At 67.3% G+C, this 15,415-nt stretch carries 15 protein-coding genes; 7 read left to right on the top strand and 8 right to left on the bottom strand.

Annotated features, from left to right (window positions below; all coding sequences use genetic code 11):
• Window position 1: 1 nt before the first annotated feature.
• From ftsL to dinB, 5 genes are all read right to left on the bottom strand, one after another.
• Entirely contained in the window at window positions 2–661 is a 660-nt protein-coding gene (gene ftsL, locus ACZYX4_RS10720) for a cell division protein FtsL (protein WP_463875664.1), read from the bottom strand.
• On the bottom strand, window positions 658–1,656 hold the full coding sequence (rsmH, locus tag ACZYX4_RS10715) for a 16S rRNA (cytosine(1402)-N(4))-methyltransferase RsmH (RefSeq protein ID WP_463875662.1): 999 nt from the start codon (window positions 1,654–1,656) through the stop codon (window positions 658–660). The genes ftsL and rsmH overlap by 4 nt, the downstream gene beginning before the upstream one ends.
• A gap of 196 nt (window positions 1,657–1,852) precedes the next feature.
• A complete protein-coding gene (gene mraZ, locus ACZYX4_RS10710; protein ID WP_160666519.1) occupies window positions 1,853–2,281 on the bottom strand; it encodes a division/cell wall cluster transcriptional repressor MraZ in 429 nt (142 codons plus the stop codon).
• Between the two features lie 376 nt (window positions 2,282–2,657).
• A complete protein-coding gene (locus ACZYX4_RS10705; RefSeq protein WP_463875660.1) occupies window positions 2,658–3,032 on the bottom strand; it encodes a DUF3040 domain-containing protein in 375 nt (124 codons plus the stop codon).
• 276 nt (window positions 3,033–3,308) lie between these two features.
• Entirely contained in the window at window positions 3,309–4,571 is a 1,263-nt protein-coding gene (dinB, locus tag ACZYX4_RS10700) for a DNA polymerase IV (RefSeq protein ID WP_463875658.1), read from the bottom strand.
• 74 nt (window positions 4,572–4,645) lie between these two features.
• On the opposite strand from dinB, the gene ACZYX4_RS10695 reads away from it, so the two are divergent.
• Both ACZYX4_RS10695 and ACZYX4_RS10690 read left to right on the top strand, forming a co-directional pair.
• Window positions 4,646–5,185 (top strand): hypothetical protein, encoded by a 540-nt coding sequence (locus ACZYX4_RS10695; protein WP_463875656.1) that lies wholly within the window; start codon window positions 4,646–4,648, stop codon window positions 5,183–5,185.
• Window positions 5,182–6,276, top strand: a complete 1,095-nt coding sequence (locus ACZYX4_RS10690) for a polyprenyl synthetase family protein (RefSeq protein WP_463875654.1) — start codon at window positions 5,182–5,184, stop codon at window positions 6,274–6,276. The genes ACZYX4_RS10695 and ACZYX4_RS10690 overlap by 4 nt, the downstream gene beginning before the upstream one ends.
• A 107-nt stretch (window positions 6,277–6,383) precedes the next feature.
• On the opposite strand, the gene ACZYX4_RS10685 is transcribed toward ACZYX4_RS10690, so the two are convergent.
• Window positions 6,384–6,737 (bottom strand): Rv2175c family DNA-binding protein, encoded by a 354-nt coding sequence (locus tag ACZYX4_RS10685; RefSeq protein ID WP_463875652.1) that lies wholly within the window; start codon window positions 6,735–6,737, stop codon window positions 6,384–6,386.
• 259 nt (window positions 6,738–6,996) lie between these two features.
• Between ACZYX4_RS10685 and ACZYX4_RS10680 the strand changes: the two genes are divergently transcribed.
• Both ACZYX4_RS10680 and ACZYX4_RS10675 read left to right on the top strand, forming a co-directional pair.
• Window positions 6,997–8,361 (top strand): lytic transglycosylase, encoded by a 1,365-nt coding sequence (locus tag ACZYX4_RS10680; RefSeq protein WP_463875650.1) that lies wholly within the window; start codon window positions 6,997–6,999, stop codon window positions 8,359–8,361.
• Window positions 8,362–8,487: 126 nt separating this feature from the next.
• The gene (locus tag ACZYX4_RS10675; protein ID WP_463875853.1) at window positions 8,488–10,626 is read left to right on the top strand and encodes a Stk1 family PASTA domain-containing Ser/Thr kinase; all 2,139 of its coding nucleotides are present in this window, start codon (window positions 8,488–8,490) and stop codon (window positions 10,624–10,626) included.
• A gap of 78 nt (window positions 10,627–10,704) precedes the next feature.
• On the opposite strand, the gene ACZYX4_RS10670 is transcribed toward ACZYX4_RS10675, so the two are convergent.
• Both ACZYX4_RS10670 and ACZYX4_RS10665 read right to left on the bottom strand, forming a co-directional pair.
• Window positions 10,705–12,093 carry a class II 3-deoxy-7-phosphoheptulonate synthase gene (locus ACZYX4_RS10670; protein WP_463875851.1) on the bottom strand — a complete coding sequence of 463 codons (1,389 nt, stop codon included), beginning with the start codon at window positions 12,091–12,093 and terminating at the stop codon, window positions 10,705–10,707.
• 124 nt (window positions 12,094–12,217) lie between these two features.
• Window positions 12,218–12,961: a lysophospholipid acyltransferase family protein gene (locus ACZYX4_RS10665; RefSeq protein WP_463875648.1), complete on the bottom strand. Its 744-nt coding sequence runs from the start codon at window positions 12,959–12,961 to the stop codon at window positions 12,218–12,220.
• A 111-nt stretch (window positions 12,962–13,072) separates the two neighbouring features.
• Between ACZYX4_RS10665 and ACZYX4_RS10660 the strand changes: the two genes are divergently transcribed.
• Genes ACZYX4_RS10660 through ACZYX4_RS10650 form a run of 3 tightly spaced genes read left to right on the top strand, consistent with a single transcriptional unit; the run spans window position 13,073 to window position 15,349 of the window.
• The gene (locus ACZYX4_RS10660; RefSeq protein WP_463875646.1) at window positions 13,073–13,894 is read left to right on the top strand and encodes an alpha/beta hydrolase; all 822 of its coding nucleotides are present in this window, start codon (window positions 13,073–13,075) and stop codon (window positions 13,892–13,894) included.
• Window positions 13,891–14,694 carry an alpha/beta hydrolase gene (locus tag ACZYX4_RS10655; RefSeq protein ID WP_463875644.1) on the top strand — a complete coding sequence of 268 codons (804 nt, stop codon included), beginning with the start codon at window positions 13,891–13,893 and terminating at the stop codon, window positions 14,692–14,694. The genes ACZYX4_RS10660 and ACZYX4_RS10655 overlap by 4 nt, the downstream gene beginning before the upstream one ends.
• Window positions 14,687–15,349 carry a hypothetical protein gene (locus tag ACZYX4_RS10650; RefSeq protein WP_463875642.1) on the top strand — a complete coding sequence of 221 codons (663 nt, stop codon included), beginning with the start codon at window positions 14,687–14,689 and terminating at the stop codon, window positions 15,347–15,349. Before ACZYX4_RS10655 ends, ACZYX4_RS10650 begins: the two co-directional genes overlap by 8 nt.
• The last annotated feature ends 66 nt before the right edge of the window (window positions 15,350–15,415 follow it).

Below are 15,415 nucleotides of genomic sequence, written 5' to 3'. Positions count from 1 at the left end.
GTTACTGTCCCGGAACCTTCTGCGCGGGGGCGGGAACGGAGCCTCCGTGGAGTTCAACCGCCGGTACGGCCGGCGGGACCGGCACGGCCTCGGCCGCAGGCGCGGCGGCCTCGGCTGGGGCGGCTTCGGGTTTGCGGTTCGCGAGTGGCTCCTTCACGGTGGCCGGCGGAACGACGCTGAGTTGTCCGGCCACGGCCGGAGCGGCAATGACGGCGCCGGGGGCGTCACCCTTCACCGCAGGTTTGGCTTTGCCCGTGACGGTCAGGGTGGACAGGTCGATCTGGCCGTTGGCGCTGGAAGCCACCAGGCCCAGCTCGGTGGCCTTGGCGGCCAGGTTCTGCGGGGCGTCAAAGTTCTGCACCTGCTGGGTCAGGTCCTGGTTCTGTTTCGTCAGCGTGGACTGCTCGCTCCGCAACTGCACCAGCTGGTACTGCGCGGTGGAAACGGAGATGTTGAGGACCAGGACGGCCATCAGGGCTACTGCGAGGAGGCCAAAACAGAGGACAACGAAGGGCGCACGGCGCTTCTGCGGGGTTGACCGGACCAGGGAGAGCGGGGTGCGCGCTTTCCGGGAGGGGCCGGTGCCGGGAGTGATCCCGGGCAGGGCTCGGGCTGTCGCGTCTGTGGCAACGGGGAAGCTGTTGACAGCGGCAGTGCTCATGCGGCTCTCCTGGTTTTGATGCGTTCCACGGCGCGGAGCCTGGCGGAAGCGGCACGTGGGTTTTCGGCGATTTCGGCGGCGGAGGGCACTTCGGTGCCCTTCGTCAGGGTTTTCAGCTCAGCCTTATGCTCTTCGAGTTCCACGGGGAAGCCGAGCGGTGCGGAGGATTTGGATCCTGCCTGGAAGAAGCCCTTGACGATTTTGTCTTCCAGCGAGTGGTACGACATGACGACGACGCGGCCGCCGACGGCGATGGCGTTGATGGCCGCGGGGATGGCGCGTTCCAGGACATCGAGTTCTTCGTTGACCTCGATCCGGAGTGCCTGGAAGGTGCGCTTCGCCGGATGTCCGCCCGATTTCGCGGCGCCGGAGGGGACTACATCGCGGATCTGATCGACGAGTTCCCCCGTTGTCGTGAAGGGCTTCCCGGCGCGTGCGGTGACGATCCGGTTGGCGATGCGGCCAGCGAACTTCTCCTCGCCCCATTTCCGGATGATCCTGACCAGGTCCTCTTCGCTGTAGTTGTTGACGACGTCGGCGGCGGTCTGGCCGCGGCTCGTGTCCATGCGCATGTCCAGCGGGGCGTCGAAGGAGTAGGCGAAGCCGCGTTCCCGCTCGTCCAGCTGGAGCGAGGAGACCCCGAGGTCCATCAGGACCCCGTGGACCTCCGCGAAGCCGAGGTCCACAAGGATGTCGGGGATTTCGTCGTACACGGCGTGCACAAGGTCGATCCGGCCGGCGAAGGGCCGGAGCCGCTCCCCCGCGAGGGCCAGGGCTTCCTCGTCACGGTCGATGCCGATCAGGTGCAGGTCCGGAAACCGCTGCAGCATGGCCTCCGCATGGCCGCCCATGCCCAGGGTGGCGTCAATGACCACGGGGGTCTCTCCGCGGCTGCGCGCCGCCTCGAACCCTGGTGCCAACAAAGTGATGCACCGGTCCTTGAGGACCGGTACATGGCGTTTGGACGTGGGCTTCGACTGGTCAGGGTCCGTCATGCCTGCGTCCTTTCGTTGTCCGGGTGATTCCTGGAGTGCGGTTGCTGGCAGCGCGTGCCGCTTCTTAATCCAGATCCCCATCCGCGCCTACCCGGCGTCTGCCTGGCTCCGGGGAAGTGAGCCAGGAAAACAGCCGGATGGGCGGCTGGAGATCTCGGTCAAGAATCGTGCAGTGCTGCCTGGTTCCTGTGGGGCTTCAGAGAATCCCCGGTATTGCGTCGTCGGTCTCCGAGAAGGCCGTTTCCTTTTCTGCGAGGTACTCGTTCCAAGCCTGGGCATCCCAGATCTCCGCACGGGTTCCTGCACCAATAACGGCGAGTTCCCTGCCGAGCCCTGCGTATTCCCGGAGCGCGGGAGGTATCGTTACGCGCCCCTGCTTGTCAGGTACCTCGTCGGAGGCTCCAGAGAGAAAGACACGGATGTAGTCACGAGCCTGCTTGCTGGAGATTGGAGCTTCCCGCATTTGCTCGTGAACCCGGCCGAATTCCGCCTCACTGAAAACGTAGATGCAGCGTTCCTGCCCCCTTGTGAGAACCAGTCCGCCGGCAAGCTCCTCGCGGAACTTCGCCGGAAGGATGATTCGACCCTTTTCGTCCAGACGCGGCGAATGTGTGCCGAGAAACACGGCCCACCCCTGTCTGTCCGCAGGAAGCCCAACGTCCCCTGTGCTGCCACTACTCTCTTACGTCCTCCACAATACTCCACATCCCTCCACAGTCAACGACACGCCGCATGATTCGGCCTCAATTTATGGGAACCGGCGGTGCCCTCGTCCCTGTCATGGTTGGGAATCGTGGCCGGTGGGGCGCGGTGGAGGGAATTTGCCCGTCCGCGACGGTCCGCGTCCGGCGGCGCTGCCGCGGCTAGGTATCTGCGCCAGGTGCCCCTGACAGCCCTGGTTAACGACAAAAGACCCGCCGGAGCGGGTCTTTTGTGCCACCAGGGTTTCCCTGTGGTGGAAAGTGGAGATCGGACTGGAGGTTCGGTGAACCCGCCGGAGGTTAGGGTTCCCCGCGGTGCCTCTCGTCCCAGCGTTCCTCAAGATTGCTCATAAACGAACTCCGGGGCTTCCCGGACTTCCGGGCCGTACCTGCGGCCTTGGCCTTGCCGGCCGCAGCACCGCGCATGGTGGCGTAGTAGACCCCTGCCCCCATGACCACAAAGCCGAGGACTCCGACGAAGATGTTTTGGATCGTCACGCCAAAGAGCAGGAGCACGACGCCGGCCAGGGTGGCCAGGACGCCGATCACCAGATGGCGGGTTGACCATGAACGTCCCGCGTCCGAGCCCATCGAGCTGGCGAACTTTGGGTCGTCCTCATGCAACTGCTTCTCAAGTTGCTCCAGCAACTTCTGTTCGTGCTCCGAGAGCGGCACCACGACCTCCTTAAGTGGGCCGACGCCCAGTCTGACGCGGCCAGTGTCCCTAAACCCACAACGTGTGGGATTCGCGCGTGGTTCCCATTCGCCGCCTTTGGCCGAATGGGGTTCTCCACGGCCCCTTCCGGGGAGTTCAACTGGTCCTGCATTAGCCCGAACGCTCGATCCAGTCGTTCCAAACCTACGTATAAATAGGATAGTTTGTTGCGCCCTGTTCTGATAGATGCCGAACGTCCCCTTGACTTCAATAAGTGCCGATTGACAGCCCAGGGATCATCCCGGGTTGCTCCCGGGGTCCAGGAGCCTGGCCGGAAGCACGGATTTGGTGCCGAACTTCCGGGTCACCTGGTCCAGGGCCTGCTCCGCGGCGCGCCAGTTATCGACCCGGCGGTCAAGGCTGAGTTGCAGGGGCGCCTGAGCGGCCTCTTCGAGCTGTTCAGCGCGGATGCCCACGAGCCGCACGGTCATGGGGCGGTCGCCGACCGACTCCAGGAGCTGGACGGCGACGGCGTAGAGCAGCTGGGCACTGTCGAGCGGGGTGCTGACAGTGCGGCTGCGGGTGATCGTGGAGAAGTCCGCGTAGCGCAGTTTGAGGGCCACGGTACGGGCGTGCATGCCGGCACCGCGGAGCCGCTCCGCCGTGCGGTGCGAGAGGCGCAGCAATTCCCGGTGCAGCAGTGCCTCATCGGCAGTGTCCACCGCGAAGGTCTCTTCAGCGCCGATACTCTTTTCGAGCCGGACGGGGGTCACCGGGCGGGGGTCAATCCCCCACGACAGCCGGTAAACGTGCTCCCCGGCAGCTCCGAGCACCTTCCGGAGGGACGGGAGGGGGGACGCCGCGACGTCGGCGACGCTCCGGATGCCCATCCGGGAGAGCACCTCAACCGTTTTGGCTCCGACGCCCCAGAGGGCACTGACCGGAAGGCTGTGCAGGTACGGGACGGTCTCCTCCGGACCGATGAGCAGCAGCCCGTTCGGTTTGCACCGGGTGGAAGCAATCTTCGCCACGAACTTGCTGGCAGCTATCCCCACGGACGCGGTGATGCCCAGTTCACTTCGGACCCGGGTGCGGATGAGTTCGCCGATCCCGCGGGGCGGACCCAGCCGCCGGATCGCTCCCCCGACGTCGAGGAAGGCCTCGTCCACGCTGAGCGGTTCCACCAGTTCGGTGATCGACCCGAAGATCTCCATCATCTGGCCGGACACCTCGTAGTACAGCTTGTGCCGGGGCTCGATAACAACGGCAGAGGGACACATCCGCATGGCCACCACCATCGGCATGGCGGATTTAACGCCGAATTTCCGGGCTTCGTAGGAGGCGGACAACACGACGGACCGGTCGGCGGGGTAGCCCACGATGACGGGCCTGCCCACAAGCGCCGGACGGCTGCGCAATTCCACGGACACAAAGAACGCGTCCATATCGACGTGCATGATACTGCTCCGCCGAAGTTCCCGCATTTGCGCTTCGCCAAGCCGCCTGGCGGCGTCCTGGGGAGCCTGCTCCCGCTGCTGTTTATTCTCGTCCGGCCCCACAACTTCAATCCTATGCCCCGGGACTGACTAAACTGGAGGCTGAATCCGGCGTCAACACCAGGAGGAACGTCCCTGTGAAGGTATTTGGACAGCGCAAGCGTGCTGCGGCAGCGGTTCTGGCGGCGGGCACGCTGATGGCCCTGGCCGCATGCACACCCGCCAACCCCGGGGCCGCTGCCTCGGGCCCCTCGTCGGCCCCGGCCTCGGCTGAGCCGTCCGCGGCCCGGCCCACCACGACGGCGACGGCAAGCCCTTCCGCTGAACCCGGGACCTCGGCTACCGTCGGCGCGATGGTTCCCGGGTTCCCGGTGAAGCTCCTGCCGGTGATGCCCGGAGCGAAGGTCCTCTCCAGCAGCTTTGACAAGACCACGGAGCCCGCCACGGTGGCCCTGGTCGCCAGCATCTCCGCGCCGTCGGCCGAGGTACTGGCCTTTTACACGAAGGAACTGGAGGCCCAGGGCTTCACGGCCGTTCCGGGGGAAACTGTGGGAGCGGTACCGTCCAAGGACTTCCTCCGCGGCGACACCGAGACCGTGAACATTTCGGTCCTGGAAACCGCGGGCGTCTCAACCTTCACCATCGGTGCGAACGTCGCCGCCGAGTCCGTCAAGTGACCCTCGCGGAGCAGCTGCGCCTGGAACAAGGCGCCTATGTGGCCGCAGTCGCCGGGAAGCTTACCGATTTTCTGGCCACCCGCCAGGCGGTGATGTCCTCGATCTCCCCGGACATCGATCCGCTGATGGGATCGATCTCGAACCTCGTCACCGGCGGAAAACGACTCCGGGCACTCATGTGCTACTGGGGCTGGCGGGGCGCCGGCGGCGGAGCGGGCGCCAACGAGGTCGTGACGGCAGGCTCCGCGCTGGAGCTGTTCCAGGCGGCCGCCCTGATCCACGACGACATCATCGACCGCTCTGATACCCGCAGGGGCGGCCCCAGCGTGCACCGGCGCTTCAGCGAACTGCACGAGACACAGGGCTGGGCCCTGGACAGTGAACGCTTCGGACACGCCGCCGCCATCCTGACCGGTGACCTGTGCCTGTCGTTCAGCGAGGAATCCTTCACCGAGATCGGGCAGAGCGCAGCCTCCGGGAGCCGGGCACGGCTGATCTTCAACCTGATGCGCGCCGAGGTTATGGCGGGCCAGTACCTCGACATCCTCGAGGAGGTCGCCGGCCCCCGGCGGGACCGGGCCGGAGCCGTCAGCCGCGCCCAGTCCATCATTCGTTTCAAATCGGCCAAGTACTCCACTGAGCATCCGCTGGCTCTGGGCGGCGCCCTGGCCGGCGCCGGCGACGAGCTGCTGCGCGGCTACTCGGAATTCGCCCTTCCGTTGGGCGAGGCCTTCCAGCTCCGCGACGACGTCCTGGGGGTCTTCGGCGACCCGGTCAGCACCGGAAAACCTGCGGGAGACGATCTGCGTGAAGGCAAGCGGACCGTACTGATCGCCTTTGCCCTGGACCTGGCCAGCCCTGCCGAGTCCGCGTTCATCGACGCGAAGCTCGGCAGCCCGGGGCTGGGCGTCGCCGACGTCGACGAAATCCGCCGCATCATCGCGGACTGCGGCGCACTCCAGGCCACGGAAGTCCTGATCGAGGAATTTGGCCGCGCCGCTTTCGCTGCCCTGGATCTCCTGCCGCTGGACGAACTGCCCAAGACGGCGCTGCGAAAGCTGGCCGAGGCCACGGTCAGCCGCGCGGCCTGAACCGCAGCCCCGGCGGCACGTCACACCGGAGGCAATAACACTGCGGGCCCTTCACCTCACACGTGAGGTGCAGGGCCCGCAGTGTTAAGGATGGGGGCGGCGCGGTGCTACCAGGCCAGGGACTGCGCCCGGCGCCGGATTTCCGTTTTACGCCCTTCGCGGAGGGCGTCGACCGGACGGCCGCGCAGGGATTCATCCGGCGTAAACAACCAGGTAATGAGCTCCTCGTCGGAATAACCGGCGTCCGCGAGGACCACAATCGTTCCCTTGAGGCTTTCGACGGCATGGCCGTCCTGGATGAATTCCGCAGGAACGCACCGGATCCGGCGTTCACCGACCCTCAGTGCCGCCAGCGCCCGCTCGTCAAGGAGGGCATGGACTTTTGTAATCGAAACGTTCAGAAGCTGTGCGACATCGGGCAGGGGCAGCCATTCGCCCACAAGGCTTTCTACATTACTCACGGATCAAGATTGCCATGCCGGCAGGCTCTGCGCCTAGTCGGCGGCTCCCGATTTGATGCCGGCTGCCCCGACACGGCTTCCGTTCGCGCCGCCGCCCCCGGTATGTCAACCGGAATGTCAAATGTTCTTGTGTTCATTCTCAAATCATGAGAGATTCACATGGATCACATCCGCAACAGCAATAACTTGAGTCACACTGTTAACACAAGTACTGCCAGCCAGACCCGCAGCGTTCGCCGCTGAGAAGAGGACCTTTCCCATGACGACGTTCCGTCCGCCAAAACGCACCATGCGGCCCAGCCTGCCGATGATTGCGGCCACGACGGCGGCCCTCCCCGCCGTCGTCCTTTCTTCACTGGCGATCGCCGCCCAGCCGGCTGCGGCCGACTCCGGCACCCGCGCAATCCCGGCCACCCTCGCGGCTGCCATGAAGGCACAGGCCCAGGGACAGACCGCCCGCTCGCTGGGCTTGGCGTTGATTCCTGCCACCGCCGTCCCGACGGCCCTGCCGTCCGCCTTCCGGCCCGCCCAGGTGTCCGCCCCCATGGAGTACACGATCGCCCGCGGTGACACGATCAGCGGAATCGCCGGCAAGTTTAGCCTGGGCACTCACGCCATCCTGGAATTGAACGGGCTGCAGGCGAACACCATCATCTACCCCGGCCAGAAGATCAAGCTCGGCGGCTCGGCCACAGCGCCGGAGGCGGCGGCTCCCGCCGCGCCCACCGCTGCTGCCGGCGGCAGCGTCTACTCCGTGAAGTCAGGCGACACCCTCAGCGCCATCGCGGCCCGCCACGGCGTCAAGCTCTCCGAAGTCTTCAGCTGGAACGGGCTCAACCTGGGCTCCGTCATCTACCCCGGCCAGCAGATCAAGATCGGCGGCGGCGCCACGGCACCCGCCCCCGCCCCGGTGGCTCCGGCCGCGACCCCGGCTCCTGCCCCCGCCTCGGGTTCCTACACCATCAAGTCCGGCGACACCCTCTCCGGCATCGCCGCCAGGAACGGTGTCAGGCTCGCCGACATCCTGACCGCCAACCGCCTGACAACGTCCAGCATCATCTACCCCGGCCAGAAGCTGGCGCTCCCGGGCGCGTCCATCGCGCCGGCTGCCACTCCGCCCTCCGCCACGGTCACGCCGCTCGTCCCGAGCACCTTCCTCGGCTACACGTACCCGGCCGCCGTCGTCAGCTCCGCCAACCAGAACAAGGCCTTGCTGAACGCCTCGCCGGTGCCCGGCCGCGAACAGGTGAAGACCATCGTCGCGGACACCGCCCGCCGCATGGGCGTCGACCCGTCACTCGCCCTCGCCTTCGCGTTCCAGGAATCCAGCTTCAACCACCGCTCGGTCTCCCCGGCCAACGCGATCGGAACCATGCAGGTCATCCCCTCCTCGGGCGAATGGGCTTCGGGCCTCGTGGGCCGCCAGCTGAACCTGCTGGACCCCTACGACAACGCCACGGCCGGCGTCGCGATCATCCGCCAGCTGATGCGCACCAGCCCGAACCAGGACGCTGCCATCGCGGGGTACTACCAGGGCCAGTATTCGGTCAGCAAGTACGGCATGTACGACGACACCAAGCGCTATGTGGCGTCCATCAAGGCACACCAGAAGAACTTCGGCTAGGAGTCCAGAGCCGCCCCGGCCAGGGCACGGCCACGGCCACGGCCACGGCCAAGCCACGGAGGATAACGATACGGGCCCGGATCGCATGTTGATTCGGGCCCGTTTCCGTGCAGCGATTAGGATCGTATAGTGCAGGATTACTCGTCGGACCCTCTCGTTGGCACCCTGGTGGATGGCCGCTACCTGATTCAGTCCAGGCTCGCCAGCGGCGGCATGTCCACTGTGTACGTGGCCACCGACCGCCGGCTGGAGCGGGATGTGGCATTGAAGGTGCTGCACCCCCACATGACCGGGGACCCGCAATTCCTCGACCGGCTGGGCCGTGAGGCCAGGGCCGCCGCCCGGCTGTCGCACCCGCACGTCGTGGGAGTGCTGGACCAGGGCGAGGATGACCGGATGGCCTACCTGGTCATGGAGTACATCAAGGGCCACACCCTGCGCGACGTCCTCAGGGAAAAAGGCGCACTTCCTCCGCGCCTGGCCCTGGCGCTGATCGACCCCGTCGTCGAAGGCCTGGGGGCAGCCCATGAAGCGGGCCTCATCCACCGTGACATCAAACCCGAGAACGTGCTGATCGCCGACGACGGGCGGATCAAGCTCGGCGACTTCGGGCTGGCCCGCGCCATTTCGACGTCGACCAGTACCGGCGCGCTGATCGGCACCGTGGCATATCTCTCCCCCGAACTCGTGCTGGGCCGGCAGGCCGATGCGCGCAGTGACATCTACTCGGTCGGGATCATGCTCTATGAGATGATCACCGGCCGCCAGCCGTTCGACGGCGAGGTTCCCATCCAGGTCGCCTACCAGCACGTCAACTCCTCCGTCGGCGCCCCCTCCGGGCTGGTGCCCGGGCTCGCCGCCGAAATCGACGAACTCGTGCAGTGGTGCACGGCCAACGACCCCGACAAACGCCCCGTCGACGGGTACGCCCTGCTCTCCGAACTCCGCCATATCCGAAGGAACCTCAGCGACGCCGAACTCGACCTGCAGCCCCCTGCGGCGCGTCCGGCCCTGCCGGCCGTGCCGCCCCCGCCCAGCCCGCCGGCCCGGCGCCCCGGCGGCTCCACGGACCCGGGCAACGGCGACGGCAACGGCGCCACCGAAGTCATCGGCGGCGGACGGCAGCAGCCCACGGAATTCATCGCCCGAGGCAGCAACCCGACCACCGTGATGTCCGCGGCCCCGCGGCACCCCGGCTACGGCCCGCTGTCCGCCCCCGACGACGTGCCCTACCCGGAGAACGACGACGGCTACAGCGAGGGCGACAACGCGGCAGTTCCCGCCAGCAAGCGGGCACAGCGCAAACACGACCGTGACGGGGAGAAGGCGCGGCAGCGCGCCGCGGCCACACCGGTCCGGAGCCTGCGGGAGGGCAACCCCCGGAGCCGGGGGCTGCTCTGGATTCTGGTCCTGGTCATCGCGGCCCTGCTGGCCGGCGGGGCCGGCTGGTTCTTCGGCATGGGACCGGGCTCCCCCGGCACCATTCCTGAGCTCGCGAACAAGACGGTGGCGGAGGCCCAGCAGCTGCTGCGCACGGCCGGTTTCCAGTCCACCACCCGGGACGTCTTCCACGACGACGTCGCCCCCGGTCTGGTTGTCGGATCCCAACCCGCAGCCGGGGACGTCATCCGGAAGTTCCAGCCCGTGTCCCTCGCGGTCTCCAAGGGCCCCGAGCTGTTCCCCCTGCCGGAGCTGGTCGGGAAGTCCCTGGACGAGGCCAAGACCACCCTCAACGGCGCGGGCATGGCCCTCGGACAGATCTCCGAAACCTTTGACGAATCCGAGCCCCCCGGCACCGTCCTGGCGCAGGCACCGCGCAGCGGCAATCCGGTCCGGCACGGCACCCCGGTGGACCTCACCGTGTCCAAGGGCCCGCGGCCCATTCCGGTGCCGGACGTGCGGGGCCAGGAGCAGGGGGATGCGGTCAAGGCCATCGAAGCCGCCGGCCTGAAAGCCAGAATATCGCCGGAAACCGTCTTTGACCGGTCCGTACCCAAGGGCGCCGTCGTGGCTCAGGATCCGTCCTCCGGTAACCTCACCCGGGGCGGCACCATCACCCTGACGGTTTCGAAGGGGCCCAGGCTCGTCGAGGTTCCGAGCTTCATCGGCGATCAGGTCGACGAGGCCAGGGACGCGCTCCGGGAACTGGGCTTCGAGGTCCGGGTGAACGAGATCCTGGGCGGCTTCTTCGGCACGGTCCGGGACCAGGACCCCGTGGACAAAAAAGTTCCGGAGGGCTCCGTGGTTACCCTGACCGTGGTCTGACTGCCACGGTGCAGCTTTAAACAGGCTCCGCCCGGCTGAAACCAGCCGGGCGGAGCCTTCTGCTGCCTGGACCGCTTCTTAGCGCTTGGCCAGGGCCCCGGCCACCAGGAAAGCCATCTCGAGGGACTGCATGTGGTTCAGGCGCGGATCGCAGACCGATTCGTAGCGGTCCAGGAAGGACTCCTGGTCCACCGGGTCGGCCCCGCCGAGGCACTCGGCGACGTCGTCGCCGGTCATTTCGACGTGCAGGCCGCCGGGGACTGTGCCGAGCGCGTGGTGGACCTCGAAGAAGCCGCGCACCTCATCAATGACGTCGTCGAAGTTGCGGGTCTTGTAGCCGTTCGGGGAGGTGACCGTGTTCCCGTGCATCGGGTCGGTGACCCAGAGGACCTGGGCGCCGGACGCGGTGACGCGCTCCACGATCGGGGGCAGCTTCTCGCGGATGTTGCCGGCACCCATCCGGGTGATGAAGGTCAGGCGGCCGGGTTCGCGGTCCGGGTCCAGCTTGTCGATCAGGCGCAGCGCGTCGTCGCCGCTGGTGCCCGGCCCCAGCTTCACACCAATCGGGTTGCGGACCCGGGAGAGGAAGTCGACGTGGGCGTGGTCGAGTTCGCGGGTGCGCTCACCGATCCAGAGGAAGTGCGCGGAGGTGTCGTACGGGAAGCCCGTGCGGGAGTCGATGCGGGTCAGGGCGCGTTCGTAGTCGAGCAGCAGTGCTTCGTGGCTGGCGTAGAACTCCACGCGCTTGAGTGCCTCGAAGTCCGCGCCGCAGGAGGACATGAACTTGATGGCACGGTCGATATCCCGGGCCAGCGACTCGTAGCGTGCGTGGGCGGGGTTTTCAGTGAAGCCCTTGTTCCACTGGTGCACCAGCCGGAGGTCCGCGAAGCCGCCCTGGGTGAATGCACGGATCAGGTTCAGGGTGGAGGCGGAGGTGTGGTAGGCCTTCAGCATCCGGCCCGCGTCATGGGCGCGGGATTCCGGCGTGAAGTCATAGCCGTTGACGATGTCGCCGCGGTAGGCCGGCAGCGTGATGCCTTCACGGGTCTCATCGTTGGAGGAGCGCGGCTTGGCGAACTGGCCGGCCATCCGGCCCATCTTGATGACCGGCATGGCGGCGCCGTAGGTGAGGACCACGGCCATCTGCAGGATGGTGCGGACTCGGGCGCTGATCTTGTCCGCCGTGGCGGCCTCGAACGTTTCCGCGCAGTCGCCGCCCTGGAGCAGGAAAGCCTTACCCTGCGCCGCCGCAGCGAGGCGTTCGCGCAGGATGTCGACTTCGCCAGCGAACACGAGCGGCGGAAGTACGGAGAGTTCCTTGACGGAGGCTTCGAAGACCGCCTTGTCCGACCAGCTCGGCTGTTGCGAGGCCGGCAGCTCCCGCCAGTGGTCCAGGCCGGGATAGTTGGCGGCACCGCTCTGGGCGGTGCTGGTCAGGGCAGAGCCCGCCACGGGCGAGCCGCTCAGGGAACTGTTCAGGGGGGAGGCCGAAGGCGCAGATAGCTCAGTCACCTTCTAAGGATAGTTGCCTCCGCGGCGATCGTCGGACCCGGGCCGTCATTGACTGCGCACGGCCCGTCACACGCTCCGGTCACACACTCTCCGGGCCGGCCGGTCCGGTGCCGGCGGCGCCGTCCCCGGGCACTTCAGTGACTTTCCCGGCAAGCCGGAGCTTGACGACGGCGGCGTACTCGTCGACGTATTCCTGGCCGGAGAGCCGCATGAGTTCGTACATGATCTCATCGGTCACGGACCGCTGGATCAGCCGGTCATCCTCCATGCCGTAGTACCGGCTGAAGTCCAGTGGCTCGCCGAAAATCATCCCGATACGCCGGATGTTGGGCATCCGTTTGCCGATCGGCTGGACCTTGTCGGTGCCGATCATCGCGACCGGGATCACCGGGACGCGGGCCTGCAGGGCCAGCCGCGCCACCCCCACTTTGCCGCGGTAGAGCCGGGAGTCCGGGCTGCGGGTGCCTTCGGGGTAGATGCCCAGGAGCGAGCCGTTCTTCAGCACGTCCATGCCGGCATTGAGTGAGAGGGCTGAGGCAGCGCCGCCGGAACGGTCCATCGGCAGCTGGTTGGTCAGCCGGAAGAAGGTGGCCGTCAGCCTGCCCTTGATCCCCTTGCCGGTGAAGTACTCCGATTTTGCCAGGAACACGACGGGCCGGGGCACCATCAGCGGCATGAAGATGGAGTCGGAAAAGGAGAGATGGTTGGAAGCTATAATTGCTGCGCCCTCGGCGGGGACGTTGTCCAGGCCCTTAACCCACGGCCTGAAAAGCGTCTTCAGGACGGGTCCGAGAACGAACGTCTTCATGAACCAATAAAACACGTGGTGAACCTCTCCGAAAGGCGTCTGGCCGGCCCTCCATCGGACCCGGCCAGCACTTCAATGACACCCTACTCTAGTGAGTTTTGTCTGGAACAGTGACACGATGGGCTCATGACCGCAAGCACTCCCCTGGCGCCCGCAGCGTTCAGTTATGCCGGCCACGGCGCCAACGCGGGCATCGGCGTGGCCATCTGCCACGGCTTCACCGGCAGCCCCCTGAGCGTCCTTCCCTGGGCGGAGCATCTGGCCCGGCAGGGCTTCGCGGTGTCCGTCCCGCTGCTGCCCGGACATGGCACGGACTGGCGCGATCTGGCCCGCCACGGCTGGCAGGACTGGTACCGGGCCTTTGAGGCCGCCTATCTGGAACTCTCCGCCGGGACCCGGCACTGCTATGTGGCCGGGCTTTCCATGGGCGGAACCATCGCCCTGCGCACGGCGGCGCGCCACGCTGTCACCGGGGTGGCTGTGGTCAACCCGGGTCTGAGCTTCTACGACCGCAGGGTGCGCTACATCGGCCTGCTCAAGCACATCCAGCGCACCACCGTCCCGGTCCAGGAACCTCATCCGACGGCGTCCGCCACCGAGGACGGCGACTACGCGCTCACGCCGCTGGAAGCGGTCCACCAGCTGAGCAGGCTCTTCAAGGCGGCGCGGCGCGAGCTGCCCGCCGTCGCCGCCCCGGCGCTCGTGTTCAAGTCCGCCACCGACATTGTGGTCCCCCCCTCCTCGATCGAGCTGCTGCGGAAGGGCCTGGGGTCGCGGGAGCTTGAAGTGGTCAGTTTGCCGGCCAGCGGGCATGTGGCCACGCTCGACGTCGACGCCCCGCTGATCTTCGAGCGGTCCGTCCGGTTCTTCCTGCACCATGCAGCCGCCGCGCCGCAGTCCGCGGCGAGGCCAGACCAGCCCGCCACCAGCACCCCGGAGACCCCATGACTTTGCCCCTGGACCACACACCGTTCAGCAGCCCGTTCACCGGGACCGGGACCCGCACCGGCGTCGTGGTGTCCCATGGTTTCACCGGCAGCCCGCACGGTGTCCGGGACTGGGCCAGGTCGCTGGCCGACGCCGGCTATGCCGTGCGGATGCCGCTGCTGCCCGGGCATGGCACCAGCTGGCAGGAACTGGGCCGGACCCGCTGGCAGGACTGGCACGCGGCGCTGGACGCCGCCTACCTTGAGCTCGCCGGTGAATGTGAGCAGGTTGTTGTGGCCGGGCTGTCGATGGGCGGGGCGCTGGCGCTGCGGGTTGCGGCCACGCGTCCGGTTGCGGGGGCCGTTCTGGTGAACCCCGGCCTTGTCATTGACGATCCCCGGGCACCGCTGGCGGGCATCCTGAAATTCGTGCTCAAGAGCACTCCGGCGATCGCCAACGACATCCTCAAAGAGGGCATCGACGAGGGAGCCTACCCCCGGACACCGGTTGCCGCGGCGCACGAACTCAACAGGATGTTCAAGGACACCGTGCGGCTGCTCCCCCGGATCACCGCCCCGGTGCGGGTGTACCGTTCCGCAGTGGACCATGTGGTCTCCGAGAAGAGCATGGTGGCCCTGCGTCGGGGACTGACCCACGCGCCGCTGGAAGTGATCCGGCTGGAAAACAGCTACCACGTGGCTACGATGGACAACGACGCGCCCGAGATCTTCCGCGGCACGGCCGAATTTATTCGGTCGCTGGTTGCGGGAAGCGGCCCGGACGCCGCCCACGCTAGCCAAAAGGACACGGCAGATGACTAGACCGGACCCCGACTCCGCGGATTCCAGCGCCAACCAGGACGACGCCGTCTGGCGGGATCTGGTCGCGCGGCTGGAAGGCAGGGATGCAGCCGCCAGCCCCGTGACTCCGGAAGCCCTGGAGTCACGGGAAGGCAACGAAATCGGGGAAGGCAACGACGACGACCCGGGCCCGGAAGCACCCGGCACGGACGATGCGTCCGGCGTGGACCCCAACGGCTCCGCTGCCCCGCGGCCCTTCAGCGACTTCGACCCGCTGGGGCTGTCCGCGGGGGCGCCGGTTGAGCTTTCCGCCGAGGAGCGGCAGGCCCAGAGCCAGGCGGCCGGGGGCCCCTCGGCCGGCGCCGCCCGTGCCGGTCGTTCCGGGGCCGCCCCGGGGCCGCGGGACTATGAGGGCGCGGAGGACGACCCGCTGGGCCCGGGCGAATTTGTGCCGGATGAGCCGCCCAGCCTCGCCGGAGCCGATCCGCTGACGGTGCTGGCCTGGCTGGGAGCCGTGGGTGGCCCCGTGGCGCTCCTGATCTCCGCGATGTTCTGGCGCTCCGCGCCGCTGATGGCCGTCCTGGGAATGGTGGCCGCCTTCGCGGCGTCGGTGGTCTTCCTGATCATGAAGCTGCCCGGCGAAAAGGACGAACACGACGACGGCGCGCGCATCTAAGGGACCTGGCCTGGCCAATCGGGCCGAGCGTCTCCGGCCGCACCCCTGCCAGGTCACCGGCCGGCC

This window comes from Pseudarthrobacter leeuwenhoeki, assembly GCF_055412885.1.
This window is presented reverse-complemented; position numbering and strand designations above follow the sequence as displayed.